Source organism: Streptomyces sp. NBC_01210, assembly GCF_036010325.1.
In the GTDB taxonomy this organism is placed as follows: domain Bacteria; phylum Actinomycetota; class Actinomycetes; order Streptomycetales; family Streptomycetaceae; genus Streptomyces.
In genome coordinates, this window is the sequence record NZ_CP108549.1 from 7,541,979 (window position 1) to 7,561,357 (window position 19,379).

At 70.9% G+C, this 19,379-nt stretch carries 18 protein-coding genes; 13 read left to right on the forward strand and 5 right to left on the reverse strand.

Features of this window, described 5'->3' with window-relative positions:
* The first annotated feature begins 72 nt into the window (after positions 1–72).
* The 6 genes from OG735_RS33965 to OG735_RS33990 all read left to right on the forward strand — a co-directional run bounded on the left by OG735_RS33965 (position 73) and on the right by OG735_RS33990 (position 6,285).
* The gene (locus OG735_RS33965) at positions 73–798 is read left to right on the forward strand and encodes a class I SAM-dependent methyltransferase (RefSeq protein WP_327326970.1); all 726 of its coding nucleotides are present in this window, start codon (positions 73–75) and stop codon (positions 796–798) included.
* A gap of 51 nt (positions 799–849) precedes the next feature.
* Positions 850–1,017: a hypothetical protein gene (locus OG735_RS33970; RefSeq protein WP_327326971.1), complete on the forward strand. Its 168-nt coding sequence runs from the start codon at positions 850–852 to the stop codon at positions 1,015–1,017.
* A 122-nt stretch (positions 1,018–1,139) separates the two neighbouring features.
* Positions 1,140–1,973 (forward strand): M55 family metallopeptidase, encoded by an 834-nt coding sequence (locus tag OG735_RS33975; protein WP_327326972.1) that lies wholly within the window; start codon positions 1,140–1,142, stop codon positions 1,971–1,973.
* Positions 1,966–3,300 (forward strand): M20/M25/M40 family metallo-hydrolase, encoded by a 1,335-nt coding sequence (locus OG735_RS33980; RefSeq protein WP_327326973.1) that lies wholly within the window; start codon positions 1,966–1,968, stop codon positions 3,298–3,300. The genes OG735_RS33975 and OG735_RS33980 overlap by 8 nt, the downstream gene beginning before the upstream one ends.
* A 19-nt stretch (positions 3,301–3,319) precedes the next feature.
* A complete protein-coding gene (locus OG735_RS33985; protein ID WP_327326974.1) occupies positions 3,320–5,323 on the forward strand; it encodes a S9 family peptidase in 2,004 nt (667 codons plus the stop codon).
* Between the two features lie 2 nt (positions 5,324–5,325).
* The gene (locus OG735_RS33990; protein ID WP_327328547.1) at positions 5,326–6,285 is read left to right on the forward strand and encodes a S66 peptidase family protein; all 960 of its coding nucleotides are present in this window, start codon (positions 5,326–5,328) and stop codon (positions 6,283–6,285) included.
* Between the two features lie 127 nt (positions 6,286–6,412).
* Here the strand turns inward: OG735_RS33990 and OG735_RS33995 are convergent, their stop codons facing one another.
* Together OG735_RS33995 and OG735_RS34000 are read right to left on the reverse strand one after the other, a co-directional pair.
* On the reverse strand, positions 6,413–7,480 hold the full coding sequence (locus OG735_RS33995; protein ID WP_327326975.1) for an adenosine deaminase: 1,068 nt from the start codon (positions 7,478–7,480) through the stop codon (positions 6,413–6,415).
* A 79-nt stretch (positions 7,481–7,559) separates the two neighbouring features.
* A complete protein-coding gene (locus OG735_RS34000; RefSeq protein WP_327326976.1) occupies positions 7,560–8,306 on the reverse strand; it encodes a GntR family transcriptional regulator in 747 nt (248 codons plus the stop codon).
* Positions 8,307–8,530: 224 nt separating this feature from the next.
* Between OG735_RS34000 and OG735_RS34005 the strand changes: the two genes are divergently transcribed.
* Together OG735_RS34005 and OG735_RS34010 are read left to right on the forward strand one after the other, a co-directional pair.
* Positions 8,531–9,988 carry an MFS transporter gene (locus tag OG735_RS34005; protein ID WP_327326977.1) on the forward strand — a complete coding sequence of 486 codons (1,458 nt, stop codon included), beginning with the start codon at positions 8,531–8,533 and terminating at the stop codon, positions 9,986–9,988.
* Between the two features lie 165 nt (positions 9,989–10,153).
* A complete protein-coding gene (locus OG735_RS34010; protein WP_327326978.1) occupies positions 10,154–10,708 on the forward strand; it encodes a GNAT family N-acetyltransferase in 555 nt (184 codons plus the stop codon).
* Between the two features lie 20 nt (positions 10,709–10,728).
* Here OG735_RS34010 and OG735_RS34015 read toward each other — a convergent pair whose 3' ends face one another.
* Complete coding sequence (locus OG735_RS34015) at positions 10,729–11,064, reverse strand: DUF6204 family protein (RefSeq protein ID WP_327328548.1); 336 nt, start codon at positions 11,062–11,064, stop codon at positions 10,729–10,731.
* A gap of 80 nt (positions 11,065–11,144) precedes the next feature.
* On the opposite strand from OG735_RS34015, the gene OG735_RS34020 reads away from it, so the two are divergent.
* From OG735_RS34020 to aspA, 5 genes are all read left to right on the forward strand, one after another.
* Entirely contained in the window at positions 11,145–12,044 is a 900-nt protein-coding gene (locus tag OG735_RS34020; RefSeq protein ID WP_327326979.1) for an arginase family protein, read from the forward strand.
* A 105-nt stretch (positions 12,045–12,149) separates the two neighbouring features.
* The gene (locus OG735_RS34025) at positions 12,150–14,132 is read left to right on the forward strand and encodes a DUF5107 domain-containing protein (RefSeq protein ID WP_327326980.1); all 1,983 of its coding nucleotides are present in this window, start codon (positions 12,150–12,152) and stop codon (positions 14,130–14,132) included.
* A gap of 240 nt (positions 14,133–14,372) precedes the next feature.
* Positions 14,373–15,158, forward strand: coding sequence for a FadR/GntR family transcriptional regulator (locus OG735_RS34030; RefSeq protein WP_327326981.1), 786 nt, complete (start codon positions 14,373–14,375; stop codon positions 15,156–15,158).
* Positions 15,159–15,160: 2 nt separating this feature from the next.
* Entirely contained in the window at positions 15,161–16,204 is a 1,044-nt protein-coding gene (locus OG735_RS34035; RefSeq protein WP_327326982.1) for an asparaginase, read from the forward strand.
* Positions 16,205–16,260: 56 nt separating this feature from the next.
* Entirely contained in the window at positions 16,261–17,700 is a 1,440-nt protein-coding gene (aspA, locus tag OG735_RS34040) for an aspartate ammonia-lyase (RefSeq protein ID WP_327326983.1), read from the forward strand.
* A gap of 52 nt (positions 17,701–17,752) precedes the next feature.
* On the opposite strand, the gene OG735_RS34045 is transcribed toward aspA, so the two are convergent.
* Complete coding sequence (locus OG735_RS34045) at positions 17,753–18,106, reverse strand: VOC family protein (protein ID WP_327326984.1); 354 nt, start codon at positions 18,104–18,106, stop codon at positions 17,753–17,755.
* A 217-nt stretch (positions 18,107–18,323) separates the two neighbouring features.
* A complete protein-coding gene (locus tag OG735_RS34050; protein WP_327326985.1) occupies positions 18,324–19,133 on the reverse strand; it encodes a methyltransferase domain-containing protein in 810 nt (269 codons plus the stop codon).
* Between the last annotated feature and the right edge of the window lie 246 nt (positions 19,134–19,379).

Genomic DNA, 19,379 nt, shown 5'->3' on the forward strand with positions numbered 1-19,379 from the left:
CGGGCACTTGTCGCCGTAACTCGTGAGCGATAGACCGATCTTGACGTCGTGTCATATCCTGGGGAGCTGGTCATGAGCGTTGCGAGTCGGTACAAGGACGCCTGGGAGGGCTTCTGGAACGAGGCCTCCGGCGAGCCGGGCGAGGTCTTCTGGGATGCGGAGCCGGCACTCACCGCGGGGCCCCATCTCGCGGTCTACGAACCGCATGTGACGGATCCCGGGCTGACTCTGGTGGATCTCGGCTGCGGCAACGGCACACAGACCCGTTTCCTGGCCGACCGCTTCCCCCAGGTGCTCGGCGTGGACCTGTCGGCCGCCGCGATCGAGCTGGCCAGACGGCAGGACAAACAGAGCGAGACGCGGTTCCGGGAGATCGACGCGGTGGACGGGGCGATGGTGGCGCAGCTGCACGCCGAGCTCGGCGACACCAATGTCTATATGCGCGGGGTGCTCCACCAGTGCGACGCGGAGGACCGGCAGGCGCTGGCCGACTCGATCGCCCTACTGGTGGGTGAGCGTGGACGCGCCTTTGTGGTGGAGCTCGCGGAGGCGGCCGGGCAGCAACTGAGGACCCTGGCGCAGGCACCGGCGGGACCGCCGCCGAAGCTTGAGCCGGTGTTCCGCCACGGCCTCCAGCCGGGTTCGGTGCCCGACGCGGACGTGGCGGAGTTCTTCACCACGGCGGGTCTCGGGGTGATCGCTCGAGGTGAACTGCCGCTGACGACAACGGAGTACGCGTCGGACGGCTCGCGTATCGAGCTTCCCTCGAAATGGCTGATCGTCGGCAGGAACGGGTAACGCCCGACCCTGCCTCTTCCCGGTCGGGCAACCGCCGACGGGAGGAGTGCCGTGTTCCGCGGAGCAGCCCGCGCCGCGGCCGTCGCCGGTCTTGCCCCGCTTCCGCTGCTGGGCTCCGCACCCGGTGCGGCGGCGGACGGGATCCTGGCGTCGGCAAGGGCCGGAGGGCTTGTCGTGCGCCGCCGCCGTCGGCGGGAGAGCGCCGGACAGGAGGCGTAGGGCCCTTCGTTTCGGCGGCCGACCGGACTCCCGTGGCCGACCGGACCGGCGTTCGGCGGACCGGACCTCCGGCACTGTCAACAGTCCTGGCCCGGGCGTTCGCCGACGCGTACCGTGATGCCGTGAAGATCCTCATCAGCGCCGACATGGAAGGCGCCACCGGTGTGACCTGGCCGGCCGATGTGCTGCCCGGCACCCCCCAGTGGGAGCGCTGCCGGTCCATGTTCACCTCCGATGTGAACGCGGCGGCCCTCGGTTTCTTCGACGGTGGTGCCGATGATGTGCTCATCAACGAAGCGCACTGGACCATGCGCAATCTCCTGCTCGAGCGGCTCGACGAGCGGGCCCAGATGCTCACCGGCAAGCACAAGTCACTGTCCATGGTGGAAGGCGTGCAGCACGGCGACGTGGACGGCATCGCCTTCGTCGGCTACCACACCGGCGCGGGCACGGAGGGCGTGCTCGCACACACCTACCTCGCCAACTCCATCACCGGTGTGTGGCTGAACGGCGCGCGGGCGAGCGAGGGTCTGCTCAACGCCCATGTCGTCGCGGAGTACGGCGTACCGGTGGTGCTGGTCACCGGCGACGACCTGACCTGCGTGGATGCCGGCGGCTATGCGCCGGACGCCCGCAAGGTCGCGGTGAAGGACCATGTGTCGCGGTACGCGGCGGTGTGCCGCACTCCGGCCCGTACCGCCTCCGACATCCGCGCCGCCGCGAAGGAGTCCGCGGCACTCGCCGTACGGCACGAGCCGGTGCGCGGTGGCCCGTTCACCGTGGAGCTGGAGTTCGACGCGGAGCACCTCGCAGCGGCCGCGACGGTCGTCCCCGGGGTGACAGGCAGCGGTGAGCGACGTGTCGCGTACACCAGCGAGACGATGTATGAGGCCATTCGCACCTTCAAAGCGGTCACGACGATCGTCTCCGCGGCGGTGGAGGAGCAGTATGGCTGACGTGACAACGCCCATGGACAGCCGGGCACTCGACGAGGTGGTCACCTTCACCTCCGAGCTGATCCGCATCGACACCACCAACCGCGGCGGCGGGGACTGCCAGGAGCGGCCCGCCGCGGAGTATGTCGCCGAGCGGCTGGCCGGCGCCGGCCCCGAACCCACCCTGCTGGAGCGCACGCCCGGGCGCACCAATGTCGTCGCCCGGATCGAGGGCACCGACCCGTCCGCCGACGCGCTCCTCGTCCACGGCCATCTGGACGTGGTGCCCGCAGAGCCCGCCGACTGGTCCGTGCACCCCTTCTCCGGAGAGGTCCGCGACGGCGTGGTGTGGGGCCGGGGCGCGGTCGACATGAAGAACATGGACGCGATGGTCCTCGCGGTCGTACGGGCATGGGCGCGCGCGGGCATCAGGCCCCGGCGCGACATCGTCATCGCGTACACCGCCGACGAGGAGGCCAGCGCCGTCGACGGCTCAGGCTTCCTCGCCGACCGCCATCCCGGCCTGTTCGAGGGCTGTACGGAGGGGATCAGCGAGTCGGGGGCCTTCAGCTTCCACGCGGGACCCGGGATGACGCTCTACCCGATCGCGGCCGGAGAGCGCGGCACGGCATGGCTCAAACTCACCGCGCGGGGCACGGCCGGCCATGGCTCCAAGGTCAACCGTGCCAATGCGGTGAGCCGGCTGGCCGCGGCCGTCGCCCGGATCGGCGAGCATCAGTGGCCGGTGCGTCTCACCCCGACCGTACGGGCCGCGCTGGCCGAGCTCGCCGTACTGCACGGCATCGAGACCGATGTGCACGCGGACGGCTTCGACGTGGACGCGCTGATGGCGAAGCTCGGCCCGGCCGCCGCGTTGGTCGAGCCGACCGTGCGCAACAGCGCCAACCCGACGATGCTGGAAGCCGGTTACAAGATCAACGTCATTCCCGGGCACGCCATCGCGTATGTCGACGGGCGGATGCTGCCCGGCGGCGAGGCCGAGTTCCACGACACGATGGACCGGCTGACCGGACCGGACGTCGAGTGGGAGTTCCACCACCGCGAGGCGGCTCTGCAGGCCCCCGTCGACTCCCCGACCTACGCCAAGCTGCGGGCGGCCGTCGAGCGCTTCGACCCGGCCGGCCATGTCGTGCCGTACTGCATGCCCGGCGGCACCGACGCCAAGCAGTTCTCCCGGCTCGGCATCACCGGCTACGGCTTCTCGCCGCTGAAGCTGCCCGTGGGCTTCGACTACGCGGCTCTGTTCCACGGGGTCGACGAGCGCGTCCCGGTCGAGGCACTGCACTTCGGCGTAAAGGTTCTCGACCACTATCTGCGGTCCGCATAGGGCCTAGGGGGAATCGGCAATGGTACCCACGGGAGCCTACGGAACCTGGCCTTCACCGATCGACGCGGCGCTTGCCGCCTCGCACGACGGGCGCCCGGAGTATCTCGGCATGGTCGGCGACGAGGTGTGGTGGACCGCGCCACGCCCCGCCGAGGGCGGCAGGCGGGCCCTGATGCGCAGACGGGTCGACGGCGGCGAGGAGTCGGTGCTCCCGGCCCCGTGGAACGTCCGCAGCAGGGTCATCGAGTACGGGGGCCAGCCCTGGGCCGGAGCCCTGCGCGCCGAAGGCGGCCCGCTCATCGTCTTTGTCCACTTCCCCGACCAGCGGCTGTACGTGTACGAGCCGGACACGCCCGAGGCCGAGCCCCGTCCGCTCACGCCGGTGTCGGCACTCGGCGGCGGCCTGCGCTGGGTCGACCCGCAGCTCCGGCTGGACCGTGGTGAAGTCTGGTGCGTACTCGAGGAGTTCACCGGCGCGGCGCCCACGGACGTACGCCGGGTTATCGCGGCCGTGCCGCTGGACGGCTCGGCCGTCGAGGACCGTGCCGCGGTGCGGGAGCTCTCCGACGACCGGCACCGCTTCGTCACCGGGCCGCGGCTCTCGCCGGACGGGCGCCACGCCGCCTGGATCGCCTGGGACCATCCGCAGATGCCGTGGGACGGCTCGGTGGTGATGCTCGGCGAGGTGACGGAGAGCGGCCCGTTCGGCGGTGTGCGGCCCGTCGTCGGGGAGACGGACGAGTCGGTCGCCCAGGTCGACTGGGCCCCGGACGGCTCGCTGCTCTTCGTCTCCGACCTCGGCAACTGGTGGGAGCTGCAGCGCATCCGGCTCGAGGGGCCGGTGCCCGGGGTCGTTCCGCGCACCGGTCTCTGTCCCGGCCGCGGGGAGGAGTTCGGCGGGCCGCTGTGGAAGATCGGCCTCAAGTGGTTCCACCCCCTGGAGAACGGGCTGATCGCCGTCATCCACGGCAAGGGCGCCACCGCGCTGGGGATTCTCGACCCGGAGACCGGCGAGCTCGTCGACGCCGCCGGACCCTGGACCGAGTGGTCGTCCACCCTCGCCGTGCACGGTGACCGGGCGATCGGGGTCGCGGCCAGCCCGCGCAGCGCGTACGAGGTCGTCGAGCTCGACACCCGTACCGGGCGGACCCGGGTCATAGGCTCGGCGCACGACGACCCGGTGGACCCGGTGTACTACCCGGAGCCGCAGATCCGTACCTTCGTCGGCCCCGACAACCGCGAGGTCCACGCCCATATCTATCCGCCGCACAGCCCGGACCGGATCGCGCCCGACGACGAACTGCCGCCCTTCGTGGTGTGGGCGCACGGCGGCCCCACCGGTCATGCCCCGCTCGTCCTCGACCTCGAGATCGCCTACTTCACCTCGCGCGGCATCGGCGTCGCCGAGGTCAACTACGGCGGCTCCACCGGCTACGGCAGGCAGTACCGCAACCGGCTGCGCGAACAGTGGGGCGTCGTCGACGTCGAGGACTGCGCGGCTGTCGCCGAGACACTGGCCGCCGAAGGCACGGCGGACCCGGCGCGGCTCGCCATCCGCGGCGGCAGCGCGGGCGGCTGGACCGCTGCCGCCTCCCTCACCAGCACCGACGTCTACGCCTGCGGCACCATCATCTATCCGATCCTCGACCTGACGAGCTGGGCCACCGACGGGACCCATGACTTCGAGTCGCAGTACCTGGAAACGCTGATCGGCCCGCTCGCCGAAGTCCCCGGCCGCTACCGCGAGCGCTCGCCGCTGCAGCACGTCGACCGGATCACCACGCCGTTCCTGCTGCTGCAGGGCCTCGACGACGTGATCTGCCCGCCCGTGCAGTGCGAGCGGTTCCTGGCACAGATGGCGGGCCGCGGCGTCCCGCACGCGTTCATCGCCTTCGAGGGCGAGGGCCATGGCTTCCGCAGGGCCGACACGATGGTCCGCGCGCTCGAGTCCGAACTCTCTCTCTACGCCCAGACCTTCGGCATCATCCGCCGCGACGTCCCCCCGCTGGAGCTCAAGAAGTGACCCTGCCGCGTCCTGCCGGGGTACAACTCCCGGGCCCCCGATCCCTGACCCGGCCCGCGCGACTGAGGCCGGGGGCCAGGGTCGCCGTCGTCGCGCCCAGCGGACCCGTCCCCGGAGAGCGGCTCGAAGCGGGCTTGGAGATCCTGCGGAACTGGGACCTGGTTCCGGTCGTGATGCCTCATGTCCGCGGCCGGCACCCGGAGCTCTCGTATCTCGCCGGCTCGGACGAGGAACGGGCCCGGGACCTGACCGAGGCCTGGTGCGATCCGTCCGTCTCCGCGGTGATCTGCGCCCGCGGCGGATACGGCGCACAACGCATGGTCGATCTCCTCGACTGGACGGCGATCCGCGCGGCCGGCCCCAAGATCCTCGTCGGCTACAGCGACATAACGGCCCTCCACGAGGCTTTCGCCATGCGGATGGGGCTGGCCACGCTGCACGGTCCCATGGCCGGCGCGGCGGCTTTCCTCAAGGACACCCGCACCCAGGAGTCGCTGCGTGCCACGCTCTTCGAGCCCGAGTCGGTCCGGACGCTCGGCCTGGAGACCGCCCGCACGATGGTCCCCGGCCGGGCCCGCGGCATCACGCTCGGCGGCTGTGTCTCTCTGCTCGCCGCCGATCTCGGTACACCGCAGGCCCGCACCTCGGCCCGCGGCGGTCTGCTGCTGATCGAGGACGTGGGGGAGGAGGACTACCGGCTCGACCGGGTCCTCACCCAACTTCTGCGCTCCGGCTGGCTGGAGGGCGTGGCGGGTGTCGCGCTCGGCTCGTGGGCGGAGTGCGGTCCGTACGAGCGGGTGCGTGCGGTGCTGCAGAACCGGCTCGGCGGCCTTGGCGTGCCGGTCGTGGAGGAGTTCGGCTTCGGGCACGGGGTGCCCGCGTTGACGTTGCCGTTCGGGGTGCCGGCGGTGCTGGACGCGGACGCGTGCACGCTGACGCTCGAGGTGCCCGCGCTGGTCTGACGCCGTCGTGTGCTCCAACTCCCCTTTGACAGGGCGAGGTTGCGGACCTCGGGCGCAGGACGGTGAAGGACATCCGCACCCGGACCGGCGGCTGTATCAGCGGATCAGCCGCCGGGGTCCTCCGGGGTTACCGGCCGAGCGCCGCGTACCCCGGCCGGATCACCTCGTCGATCAGCCGACGGCGCTCCGGCAGCGGCAGGAACGCCGACTCGACCGCGGCGACCGTGAACTCCTCGAAGACCTCCGGGCCGTAGCCGAAGGCGTCCACCATGTGCTGGAACTCCTGGCTCATGGTGGTGCCGGAGACCAGGCGGTTGTCCGTGTTGAGAGTGACGCGGAAGCCGAGGCGGCGCAGCAGGTCGATGGGGTGCGTGGCGTAGTCCTTCGCCGCGCCCGTCTGGAGGTTCGAGGTCGGGCAGACCTCCAGGGCGATGCGGTTGTCGCGTATGTACGCGGCCAGGTGGCCCAGGTCGGCCGTGCCGTCGTCGTGGACCGTGATGTCGTCGGTGACGCGGACGCCGTGCCCGACCCGCTCGGCGCCGCAGATCTGCACCGCCTCGTGGATCGACTCGGCGCCGACGGCCTCGCCCGCGTGGATCGTGAAGTGGCAGTTGTGCCGCTTCAGATGCTGGAAGGCGGGCAGGTGGCGGGCCGGCGGGTTGCCGATCTCGCCGCCCGCGATGTCGAAGCCCGCCACCCCGCGGTCGCGGTGTGCCACCGTCAACTCGGCTATCTCCAGGGAGCGTTCGGTGTGCCGCATGCCGGTGAGCAGAGCGCGGACCGTGATCCGGCCGCCGCTGCGACGCTCGCCCTCGCGGAAGCCGGCGTTGACCGCGTCGACGACCTCGTCGAGGGTCAGACCGCGCTCCAGATGCTGCTCGGGGGCGTACCGCACCTCGGCGTAGACGACTCCGTCCGTCGCCAGGTCCTCCGCGCACTCGGCCGCGATCCGCTGCAGCGCCTCGCGGGTCTGCATCACCGCGCAGGTGTGGGCGAAGGTCTCCAGATACCGCTCGAGCGAGCCGGAGTCCGCGGCGTCGCGGAACCAGATCGCGAGCGCGGCCGGGTCCTCGGTGGGCAGCTCGCGGTAGCCGCACTCCCGGGCCAGCTCGATGATCGTGGCGGGGCGCAGACCGCCGTCCAGGTGGTCGTGGAGAACGGCCTTGGGTGCGCGGAGGATGTCAGACAAGTGCATGGCCCGGGAGTGTACGGCACGTCCCGGGAATGGCGCCGTGACGGCCGTCTCCCGGCTCGACCGCAGTCGGTCCCAGCGCTCAGTTCGACTGGAGTACGGGCATCGCGGGCGCCCCGGTCGGCAGCATGTGCTTGGCCGCCAGGATCGGCATGTCCTCGACTCGTACCACCTGTGTGACCAGCACGGCAGGGGTGTCGGCCGCCCGGCCCAGCTGCCCTCCGCGGCGCTGCCCGAGCAGTGTCGCCGTCACCCCGCTGTGTGCGGTGAGCGCCACACCGCGCGAGGCCGCGGACAGCACCGCGAGCATCGAGGTGGCCGGTGCGGGTGCGGCCCGCAGTGCCGCGGCGAAGGCCGGATGCACCTTGTCCAGCACCTGCTCCGCCGCCGCCCACTCCTGGCTGAGCGCCGCCGCGGTACCTTCCCCGACCAGCAGTGACTCCCAGAATCGCAGCTCCGCCCCGGCCGATGCGAGCAGATGCTGGGTGGTGAAGTCGGTGGGCTCCTCCACGGCGCGCAGCAGCGGTCGGACGCGGAGCGGGGAGCCGGTGGACAGCAGCTCCTCCAGCGGCTGGATGTGCTCGTAGCCGCGGCGCGGTGGACGGTCGTTGACGGTGCGGCCGACCCCGCGGCGCACCGAGAGCAGCCCGTCCTCCTGGAGCAGCAGCAGTGCCTCGCGCAGCGCGGGCCGGCTGACCCCCAGTTCGGCGGCGAGCCGGGGCTCGGACGGGAGCGTGGAGCCCGGCGGATAGGTGCCTTCGTGAATGGCGTCCGCGATCCGCTCGTACAGGACGACGACCGGCCTTCGCTGCTGCCCGCTGACTACCACTGATCCTCCTCGGCTCACTTGTCAGCAAGTTATGTGAGCCCGCGCGGCGGAGCAATGGCCGCTGGATCTCGGGTGAGCTGCGATTTCGGTTCACGCCTAATTCACAGCAGGAGGGGCTTGACGTTCTACGCACGTAGATTCCAGTCTGTCTGAGCGCAACTTGTCTGACAAGGTTGGTTGCGCTGTTCCTATCGAGGCATGACATCCAAGGCAAAGGGGCCGACATGTCACCCACGCTCGGCCGGACACGTTCCGGAGCCCCATCCGATCTGGCGGGCCGCGGGCCCATGCTGCTGGCCATGGTGCTGGCCGTGCTCGGCTACCAGATCAACGCGACCATGCTCAGCCCCGCGCTGCCCGATGTCATCGAGCGTCTCGGCACCACCACCGCGGCCGCCGGCCTCTCCCAGACGCTCTTCTTCCTGATGGCGGCCATCGGCCAGGTCACGCTCGCCCGCCTCAGCGATCAGCGCGGCCGCAAGCCCATGATGGTGGTCTGCGCGTTCGTCCTGATCGCCGGCAATCTGCTCAGCGTCTTCGCCCCGAACATCGAGATCTTCATCGCGGGCCGCATCCTCCAGGGCATGTCAGCCGCGATGTTCACGCTTGCCTTCCTCACCCTGAACCAGCTGCTGACCCCGGCCGGCTTCGGCAAGGCCGCAGGCATCATCACCGCCGTCAACGGCGGCCTCGCGGGCGTCGACGCCATCGCCGGCGGCCAGATCGCCGACACCATCGGCTTCCGCGGCATCTTCGTCTGCTCCACGCTGATCGCGGTCGCGGGCCTGATCGGCGTACGGAAGTACGTCCCCGATGTCCCGCCCACCACCGTCGACGCCCGCTTCGACGCGCGCGGCATCGCCGCCCTCTCCCTCGGGCTGACCGGCATCCTCGTCGGCCTCGCCCAGGGCGCGAGCTGGGGCTGGACCTCGCCGCTCACCCTCGGGTTCCTGTTCGGCGGCCTCGTGGCCCTGGTCCTCTTCGTCGTCTCGCAGAAGAGCGCCGCCAACCCGGTCATCGACATCGAGGTGCTCGCCTCCCGCCGCGCCTGGCCGCTGCTGATCACCACGGTCTGCACCCTCGGAGGCGCCTTCGGCGCGGTCGCACTGACCATTCCGCTCTTCTCTCAGGACGCCCGTGTCGGCCTCGGTCTGTCCGCCGTCACCGCCGCCGTCCTCTTCCTCACGCCCATCCAGCTGATCGGTGTGATCTCCGCGCCGCTGACCGGCCGGCTCGGCCCGAAGATCGGCTGGCGCAGGGTCGTGGTCACCGGCGCCGCCGCCAACCTCGCGATCTTCGTCTTCGCCACGTTCTTCCTGGACAACCAGTGGATCCTGGTGACCTCGCTGGCCGCGCTCGGTGTGACGTACGGCGGCTTCATGCTCACCGGCCTCAACGGTCTCGCCGTCACGACGGCGCCCGAGGACAAGCCCGGCTCGCTCTCCGGTCTCAACGGAGCGTGCTTCGGCATCGGAGCCTCGCTCGGCATCGCCATCGCCTCCGCGATGATCACCGCGGGCAGCGATGCGCACGGGCCCACCGAGGCCGGATACCAGCACGCGATGTACGCGGCCCTCGCGCTGCTCGCGATCGGTGTTGTCTCCTCGCTGCTGATCCAGCGTCCCGACCCGGAGACGGTCGCGGCGGAGGAGGAGCCGCAGCTGGTCCTCGCCCACCACTGACGGACGGACACGGCTCACCCGTACCGCCCGCTCCACCGCTCTCATGGGACCAGGATCCGTTCGTCCTGGTCCCATGAGCCACAGCGAGGCACCGAGCAGCAGGAAGTTCGGCGGCCAGGGCCCGGCTCACGCGCGCCGGGTGAGGCAGCCGGTTAATCTGGCGCGATGCCCGAGACCTCCAACGCCGCCCCCTACCTCGCCGCGGGTCCGCGGGTCGGCATACGCCACTACGCGTACGAGGACAGCGAGGAGTTCACACAGCTGACGAGCCTGAGCACCGAGCACCACCGGCCCTGGCTCTTTCCGCCGGCCTCGGCGGAGATGTACGCCGTGTACGCGCGGAAACTCATCGAGGACCCGACGAAGGCCGGCTTCCTGGTCTGCGCGCGTGACTCCGGCCGGATCGCGGGCTTCATCAACGTCAACAACATCGTCGAAGGCGGCTTCCGCAGCGGGGCGATCGGCTACGGCGCCTTCGCGCACGCCGTCGGCAGAGGTCTGATGGGCGAAGGCCTCGGCCTGGTCCTGCGATACGCCTTCGGCCCGATGGGCCTGCACCGGCTGGAGGCCAACATCCAGCCGGACAACGAGGCTTCGATCGGACTCGTTCGCGGCGCGGGCTTCCGGCTCGAGGGTTTCTCGCCCGACTTCCTCTACATCGACGGGGCCTGGCGCGACCACGAGCGCTGGGCCATCACAGCGGAGATGCTCAAGCGCTGACGTGCCAGTGCCCCGTGCCTTCAGCGGCCCTTGCGGTTGATCTTCATGGTGTCCATGTCGGTCGCCGTCGAACGCAGTTCGCCGAAGCCGCAGCCGAGAGCCTTCAGCGCCGTCTCCGCCCGGTCCTCGGCGATCGCTGCGGCCATCTCCTCGCCGTCCGCCGCGTCCGATACGACGACATAGCGGACCGAGAAGTGCTTGAGCGCACGGTCGTAGGTGAGCGAGCCCTCCTCGGTGAACCGCATCTGCGTGAGGCCGTGGTTGTCCACGTCGGCGAGCAGACTGCCGCGCGACTCGTCCGTCAGTCCGTCCCAGGTCCCGCGCACGATCACCCGGTACGTGTGCCGCGTGCTCATCTCTTCCGCTGCCTTCCGCTCGTCGAACACTCCGGAGAAACGCATTGAAGATGCAGAGTACGGCGGTGAGGATGGACCGCATGCGGAATATCGTGGTCGTCGACGCTCCCTCCAACCTGGGTCTGCGGCCCCCGGCCCCGGGCACCGTCCCCGGCTGCTACAAGCTCGCCGGCGCCCTGCGTGAGCAGCGGATCGTGCAGCGGCTCGGGGCGTTCGAAGGCGGGGTCGTCGTACCGCCGCGCTACGACCGCGGCGACTGGAAGGAGGGCGACGGAGTCTTCAACGCCGCCGCCATCGCCCTGTACACCCGGCGTCTCGCCGACCGGATCGAGCATCATGTGCGGGCCGGTGACTTCCCGTTGGTCCTCGGCGGCGACTGCTCGATCCAGCTCGGCGCCTCGCTCGCGCTGCGCCGTCTCGGCAGATACGGGCTGGCCTCGGTCGACGCGTCCGCAGACTTCCGGCACCCCGGCAACTCCCAACGGGTCGGGGCCGCCGCCGGGGAGGAGCTGGCGCTCGCGACCGGGCGTGGACAGGAGGACCTGACGAATCTGGAGGGGCTCAGGCCCTATCTGCGCGACGAGGATGTGCGGCTGTTCGGGATCCGGGACGCCTTCGACGAAGACCGTGCCGAGCTCGTCGAGTTGAAGATCCCGACGGTGACCGTGGGGGGACTGCGCGAATGGGGCCCGGCGGAGCTCGCGGGGGCCGTGGTGCAGACACTCGAAGTGCCGGTGCTCGACGGATTCTGGGTGCATCTGGACGCGGACGTACTGGATCCGAGCGTGATGCCCGCCGTCGACAGCCCTGATCCGGAAGGGCTGCTGCCGCCCGAACTTGCCTTGCTGCTCAAGGTGTTGGTGCGCTCTCCGCGCTGCGTGGGGCTGAACGTGACCGTCTACGACCCCGACCTCGACCCGGAGGGCACGGCGGGCGAGATGTTCGCCGACCTGATCGTGGGCGCCTTTGCCGAAGACTGACCCACGGAGCCCCTGGTCAGTGCAGAGCCCACCGTGTTCCATGGTCGTCGGGAGTGCCGGCCGTCAGGAGCTGCCGGCATCCCGCGCGAGTGAAGCGAGGTTGCCTTGGCCACCACTGTGCGGCGTACCGTACTGACCCTGCCCGCAGCCCCGGTCGGGGCGCCGAACCCGCTGCCCGCCCTGCGGCCGCTGGACGAGATGCACTCTCTCGACGAGCGCGCCGGGCAGGAGCTGCCGCGCGAGATGACACGGCAGATCGGATACGAGCCGCTGCGTACCCTGCTGCCGGTGCGGGTGCTCGACGGGTACGGCCGTGAGCGCACGCAGACGGACCTCGACGCGATCGTGATCGAGAACGAACGGCTGCGGGCCACTGTGCTGCCGGGCCTCGGTGGCCGTGTCCACTCGCTGCACCACAAGCCGACCGGGCGTGAACTCCTTTACCGCAACCCGGTGTTCCAGCCCGCGGATTTCGCCCTCAACGGCGCCTGGTTCTCCGGCGGCATCGAGTGGAACATCGGCGCCACCGGCCATACCACGCTCTCCTGCGCCCCGCTGCACGCCGCACTCGTCCCGGCCCCCGACGGCGGTGAGATGGTCCGGCTCTGGGAGTGGGAGCGGCTGCGCGATCTGCCGTTCCAAGTTGATCTGTGGCTGCCTGCCGACTCCGAGTTCCTCCATGTCGGCGTACGGATCCGGAATCCGCACGAACGGCCCGCGCCCGTCTACTGGTGGTCCAACATCGCCGTCGACGAGCACGAGACGACGCGCGTGCTCGCACCCGCCGAGGAAGCCTGGCACTTCGGATACGAGCGCAGCCTGCGCCGGGTTCCGGTGCCGGAATTCGAGGGCGAGGACCGTACGTATCCGCTGCGCAGCGAGTATCCCGCCGACTACTTCTACGAGGTGCCGGCCGAGGCCCGTAAGTGGATCGCCTCGCTCGACGCTGCTGGGAAGGGGCTCGTACAGACCTCGACCGATGCGCTGCGCGGCCGCAAGCTCTTTCTCTGGGGCTCGGGGCGCGGCGGACGCCGATGGCAGGAGTGGCTGACCGAGCCGGGCACGACCGGTTACGCCGAGATCCAGGCCGGACTCGCCCGCACCCAGCTGGAGCACGTACGCCTGGACGGGGGCGGAGAGTTCAGCTGGCTGGAGTCGTACGGACCGCTCGACACCGACCCGGAGACGGTGCACGGCGAGGACTGGGGCGCGGCGCGCGCCGAGGTGGAGGCCCGGCTGTCCGAGGCGCTGCCCCGGGCGGCCGTGGACGCCGCGTACGAGGCATGGCGGCCCTACGCGGACGCCCAGCCGACCGAGTCGCTCGCCACCGGCTCGGGCTGGGGGGCGCTCGAGGTGCTGCGGGAACGGCACAAGCTGCCCGGCACGCCCTTCGAGGAGTCGACACTCGGCGAAGAGCAGGCGCCCTGGCAGGAGTTGCTGAGTACCGGCGTCTTCCCCGAGCCCCGCAGGGTCACCCCGCCAGGACCCTCGCTCGTCGCACCGCACTGGCGCGACATGCTGGAGACCGCCCCGGCCGACCCACTGACCGAGTACCACCTCGGCATTGCCCAGTGGCACGCGGGCGACCTCGCCCAGGCCGTCCGCAGCTGGGAGCGGGGCCTCGGACTCGCGCCGTCCCGCTGGCCGTTGCTGCGCTGTCTGGCCGTTGCCGATTCGGAGGGCGGCAATGTTGTACGGGCCGCCGAGCGCTACGCCGAGGCCTTCGACGACCTCTGCGAGGAGCGCCGCGACGACGGCGAGTCCTGGACGGCGGCGACGGCGGCCCTCGGCCGGGAGGCGATCGCCGCACTGCTCGCCGTCCGCCGTACCGCCGAGGCCCGCGCGGTCTGGTCCCGGCTGCGTCCGGCGGTGCAGCAGCGCGGCCGCTTCCGCCTGATCGAAGCCCAGCTGCTGATCGCCGAGGGCCGTACGGACGAGGCTCGCGCCGTCTTCGAGGCGGGTTTCGAGGTGGCGGACCTGCGCGAGGGCACGGAGATCCTGGAGGAGGTGTGGTCGGCGCTCACCGACGAGCCGCTGTCGGACGCGTACGACTACCGGATGCGACCTCAGCGGCCGCGGCTGAGCTAGCCCGGGTGCGTCGGGTGCGTCGGGTGCGTCGGGTGCGTCGGGTGCGTCGGGTGCGTCGGGGGACGCCGGGGGTGTCGGGAGCCTCGGGCGAGCAGCGACTTCCGAGTCCCTGTCCGCCGGCGACGGGCGGGCGGTGTCAGGCCGGCCTGCCCGGCTCCGGCGACGCTGTGCGCCGATCCGACCGGCATGGGTTCGTCACACCGCTTGACAGTTCCCCCCTGCGCGGTCGACGATCGCAAGGTGAACCTGTCAGACAGCCAGACAGCTGGCGATGTGCCCAGGCGGATCAGCGCGCTCGAAGCGGTGCTGACGCACTTGCGCGGCGCCATCGAGCGGGGCGACTACGCGGTGGGGGAGAAGCTGCCCTCGGAGGCGGAACTCTGCCGGCGCCTGGAAGTGAGCAGGCCCGTACTGCGTGAGGCTCTGCGCGCTCTGCAGACGATGGGGCTCACGGCCTCGCGTACCGGCAAGGGCACCTTCGTCCTCTCCAACGGCCCGGTGGAGGACCCCACCTTCGGCGACTACTCGGCCAGCGACCTCCTCGAGGTCCGCCGACACGTGGAAATCCCGGTGGCCGGGTACGCAGCCCTGCGACGTACCCCCGAAGACCTCGACCACCTCTCTCATCTGCTGGAGCGGATGGAGCAGGAGACCGACACCACCGCCTGGGTGGCGATGGACACGCTCTTCCACCTCGCGGTCGCCCGTGCGGCCCAGAACCCGGTTTTCCGCAGAGTCATCGAGGAGATCCGCGACGCGCTGGCCCGCCAGTCGGCATTCCTCAACGAGCTCGGCGGCCGGCGCGAGCAGTCGAACCGGGAGCACCGGGCGATCGTCGAGGCGCTGCTCGACAGTTCCGAGCACGACGCCGTGGAAGCCATGACGCACCATCTCGCGCGCGTCGAGTCGACGCTGACGACCATCGTGCGGCCGCCACACCAGAGCGGCGCGTACGAGCGTCTTGGGCCCAAAAACCTTGAGCCCAAGAACACCGAGCGCAACAGCAACGAGAACACCGAAAGCTGAGCATGAGCCACACCACCCCGTTCCGCCGCACCCTTTCAGAGCCGCCCGCCGTCCGCACCCCGGCCCACGTCCCGCTCGCCCACGTAGTGCGCGGAGGCGTCGTCGAGGGCGTCCACCACGGCTCCGTCGTCGTGCTGGCCGCGGACGGGAGTGTGGAGTTCAGTGCGGGCGACATCGAGGCCGCCTTCTACCCGCGCTCGGCGCTCAAGCCGCTCCAGGCGGTCGGCCTGCTGCGCGCGGGACTGCCGCCGCTGGACGCCGAGGCGATGGCTCTCACCGCTGCCAGCCACTCCGGTGAGGAACGCCATCTGGCCACGGCCCTGCGCATCCTGCACACCGCCGGGCTGACCGAGGCCGACCTGCGCAATGTCCCCGATCTGCCGTACGGCACGGCGGTGCGCGAGGAGTGGATCAGCCGTGGCCTCGGACCCAGCCGGCTCGCCCAGAACTGCTCGGGCAAGCATGCCGCGATGCTGATGACGGCCCGGGCCCGAGGCTGGCGTCTGGAGAACTACCTCGATCCCGGACATCCGCTGCAGTGGGCGATCGCCGCGACCGTGGAGGAGCTCACCGGGCAGGGCATCGCCCGGGTGACGGTCGACGGATGCGGCGCGCCGCTGTTCTCCGTATCGCTGCACGGCCTCACCCGGGCCGCCGCCCGGCTGGCGACTGCCGCGCCCGACACCCGGGAGGGCCAGGTCGCGCAGGCCATGCGCGAGCACCCGGAGATGGTCTCCGGCAGCGGGCGGGACGTCGCGCGCCTGGTGCGCGCGGTGCCGGGCCTGCTTGCCAAGGACGGGTTCGAGGGCGTGCAGATCGCGGCGCTCCCGGACGGGCGGGCCGTCGGCGTGAAGATATCCGACGGCGCCGACCGCGCCCGGATGCCTGTGACGGCGGCGGCCCTCGCGCTGTGCGGAGTCGACCCGCAGATCCTTGCCGGATTCGCCGAAACGCCGGTCATCGGGGGCGGCGTGGCGGTCGGGAGCCTGCGGGCGGCGGGCGCGCTGGCCGGCCTCTCCGCTCCGGCTGCCTCCTCCGTCGCCTAGGGCCCCAGGGCCCGCGGCACAGAACTCTCACCACCTCACGAAGGAACACCGCCACCATGACTGCCGGCCACCGCCGCGAACACGACCTGCTCGGCGACCGTGACATCCCCGCCGACGCGTACTGGGGAGTCCACACCCTGCGCGCCACGGAGAACTTCCCCATCACCGGTACGGCGATAGCGGCGTACCCGCACCTGATCAACGCACTCGCCGCCGTCAAGGAAGCCGCGGCCCGCGCCAACGAGGACCTCGGGCTGCTCACCTCGGCGAAGGCCGACGCCATCGCCGCCGCCTGCCGGGAGATCCGGGACGATGGCCGGCTGCACGATCAGTTCGTCGTCGACGTGATCCAGGGCGGCGCCGGTACGTCGACCAATATGAACGCCAACGAGGTGATCGCCAACCGGGCGTTGGAGATCCTGGGCCATGGCAAGGGCGACTATGGCCGACTGCATCCGAACGAGGACGTCAACCTCAGCCAGTCGACGAACGACGTCTACCCGACCGCCGTCAAGGTCGCCACGATCATCGCGGTACATGAGCTGCTCGATGCGATGGCGATCCTGCGCGAGGCCTTCGCCGCCAAGTCCGAGGAGTTCCGCGACATCCTCAAGATGGGGCGCACCCAGCTCCAGGACGCGGTGCCGATGACCCTGGGCCAGGAGTTCTCCGCGTACGCGGTGATGCTGGAGGAGGACCAGAGCCGCCTGGCCGAGGCCGTCCTCCTCATCCATGAGATCAACCTCGGCGCGACCGCCATCGGCACCGGCCTCAACGCCCCCACGGGCTACGCCGAAGCCGCCCGCCGACACCTCGCGGCCAACACCGGCCTGCCGTTGGTCACCGCCGCCAACCTCGTCGAGGCCACCCAGGACTGCGGCGCCTTCGTCCATCTGTCCGGCGTGCTCAAGCGCATCGCCGTCAAGCTCTCCAAGAGCTGCAACGATCTGCGTCTGCTGTCCTCCGGCCCGCGCGCGGGTCTCGGGGAGATCAACCTGCCGCCGGTCCAGGCGGGTTCCAGCATCATGCCCGGCAAGGTCAACCCGGTGATCCCCGAGGTCGTCAATCAGGTCGCCTTCGAAGTGATCGGCAACGACGTCACCATCACCATGGCCGCCGAGGCGGGGCAGCTGCAGCTCAACGCCTTCGAACCGATCATCCTGCATTCGCTGTCGGAGAGCATCACCCACCTGCGGGCGGCCTGCCTCACCCTCGCCGAACGCTGTGTATCCGGCATCACCGCCAATACCGAGACGCTGCGCGCGACCGTGGAGAACTCCATCGGGCTCGTCACTGCCCTCAACCCGCACATCGGCTACACCGCGGCCACCGTTATCGCCAAGGAGGCCCTCGCCACAGGGCGCGGCGTCGCCGAACTGGTGCTGGAGCGAGGGCTGCTCCCGGCCGACCGGCTCGCCGCTCTGCTGCGCCCGGAAGAGCTCGCGGGCACGGGCACTCCGGCAACCGGCAACGGATCGGCGGTCTCTCGGAGCTGAGGTGGCGGCCGGGCCTCTCGGAGCGAGGTTGCGCGCCCGGTTCTTCGGCCGCTCATTCGGCAGCCTTCCTGTCGACGTATTCGAAGACCGATCCGTCGGGGTGGACGGCGATCAGATTGCGGCCCACCGGCGTCGGCACGGGGCCCGCGATGATCCGTGCGCCCACCTCGGTGAGCGTGGCGTACGCGTCGTCCACGTCCTTCACCGCGATGGTCGCCGTCACCTTGCGCAGCACCTCCAGCTCCGACTCCGGGCCGCTCATCAGCAGGAAGCAGCCGACCGCGGCGACCGAGACCCCGGCGCGCTCGAAGCGCAGCGGTGTGGCACCGGTGAGGCGTTGGTAGAAGGCGACCGCGGCCTCCAGGTCGTCGACGCAGATGCGGAGCGTGGTTCCGAGGATCTCCATACGGGCGAGCGTAGTTCGCGGTGACGGGACGCGAAATCGATTGCCCGATTGTGGGCGGGATGCGCAGGCCCAGGTGCACGTCCAGGTCCAGGTCCAGGCCCAGGCGGCCCAGGCCCAGGCATGCGCGCCCCTGCCGGCCGGTGCTGCCGCGCCAACTCCGAGCCGCGCCCGGGCCTGATCGGCCTTCCGACCAGCGGCACTTCCTCCGCGCCGGACGTCAGGCCCGGCAGAGTACTTCGCCGTGCGGGACCATGAACCAGGCGTCGTCCTCGCCGCCCCACTCCCGCCACGCGCCGGCGATCGCGGCCAGCTGCTCCGCAGTGGCATGGCCGCCGTCGACCGCGAGCTTCGCGTACACCGACGCGGTCGTACGGTCCGCCCACAGTCCGCTCCACCAGGCGCGCTCCTCGGGTGTGGCGAAACACCACGTGGCGGCCGTTGCGGTGATGTCGGTGAAGCCCGCGGCGCGTGCCCAGGACAGCAGTCTGCGACCGGCGTCCGGCTCACCGCCGTTGGCGCGTGCCACCCGCTGGTACAGGCTCTGCCACCCGTCCAGGGCCGGGACTTCGGGGAACCAGGTGAAGGCGCCGTAGTCGCTGTCGCGTGCCGCGACGATGCCGCCGGGCCGGCAGACCCGCCGCATCTCCCGCAGCGCCCGCACCGGATCGCCGACGTGCTGCAGCACCTGGTGGGCGTGGACGACATCGAAGGAGTCGTCGGGGAAGTCCAGTGCGTGGACATCGGCGACCGCGAAGCGCACCTGGGCGAGGCCGCGTCCGACGGCGGTCTCACGTGCCTGGTGCAGTACCTCCTCGGCGGCGTCGACCGCCGTCACCCGCCCCGGCGCGACCAGCTCGGCCAGATCGGCGGTGATGGTGCCGGGTCCGCAGCCCACGTCCAACAGATCCAGGCCCGGGCGGAGTTCACCGATGAGATACGCCGCGGAGTTGGCGGCGGTCCGCCAGCGGTGCGAGCGCAGCACCGACTCGTGGTGCCCATGGGTGTAGACGGCGGTCTCCTTCGACATGGCCGAACTCCTTCTCCTGAGGCGAGTACGGCCACGGTACGCCGTTGTTCCGCATGGCGAGACCCGTATCTTGCTATATGGACAGCCTGGCAACGGCCGGAGCCATCAAGGACCGCTTCGGCCTCGTCGACATCGCCGTGCTCCTCCCCGGCGGCGCACGCACCCCGCTGCCCGGCGACGCCTGTCTGACGCTGCCCAGCGCGAACGCTGCGGGGGCGACAGCAATTCTCGGGGCGTGCCGGCGCG

What these genes read in the sequence shown, in the direction of transcription:
- OG735_RS34045 (WP_327326984.1), bottom strand. Translation starts at nt 18,106, where the DNA reads ATGGAGATCCTCGGAACCACGCTCCGCATCTGCGTCGACGACCTGGAG.
- OG735_RS34015 (WP_327328548.1), bottom strand. Translation starts at nt 11,064, where the DNA reads ATGAGCACGCGGCACACGTACCGGGTGATCGTGCGCGGGACCTGGGAC.
- OG735_RS34010 (WP_327326978.1), top strand. Translation starts at nt 10,154, where the DNA reads ATGCCCGAGACCTCCAACGCCGCCCCCTACCTCGCCGCGGGTCCGCGG.
- OG735_RS34050 (WP_327326985.1), bottom strand. Translation starts at nt 19,133, where the DNA reads ATGTCGAAGGAGACCGCCGTCTACACCCATGGGCACCACGAGTCGGTG.
- OG735_RS34035 (WP_327326982.1), top strand. Translation starts at nt 15,161, where the DNA reads ATGAGCCACACCACCCCGTTCCGCCGCACCCTTTCAGAGCCGCCCGCC.
- OG735_RS33985 (WP_327326974.1), top strand. Translation starts at nt 3,320, where the DNA reads ATGGTACCCACGGGAGCCTACGGAACCTGGCCTTCACCGATCGACGCG.
- OG735_RS34005 (WP_327326977.1), top strand. Translation starts at nt 8,531, where the DNA reads ATGTCACCCACGCTCGGCCGGACACGTTCCGGAGCCCCATCCGATCTG.
- OG735_RS34020 (WP_327326979.1), top strand. Translation starts at nt 11,145, where the DNA reads ATGCGGAATATCGTGGTCGTCGACGCTCCCTCCAACCTGGGTCTGCGG.
- aspA (WP_327326983.1), top strand. Translation starts at nt 16,261, where the DNA reads ATGACTGCCGGCCACCGCCGCGAACACGACCTGCTCGGCGACCGTGAC.
- OG735_RS33965 (WP_327326970.1), top strand. Translation starts at nt 73, where the DNA reads ATGAGCGTTGCGAGTCGGTACAAGGACGCCTGGGAGGGCTTCTGGAAC.
- OG735_RS33980 (WP_327326973.1), top strand. Translation starts at nt 1,966, where the DNA reads ATGGCTGACGTGACAACGCCCATGGACAGCCGGGCACTCGACGAGGTG.
- OG735_RS33995 (WP_327326975.1), bottom strand. Translation starts at nt 7,480, where the DNA reads ATGCACTTGTCTGACATCCTCCGCGCACCCAAGGCCGTTCTCCACGAC.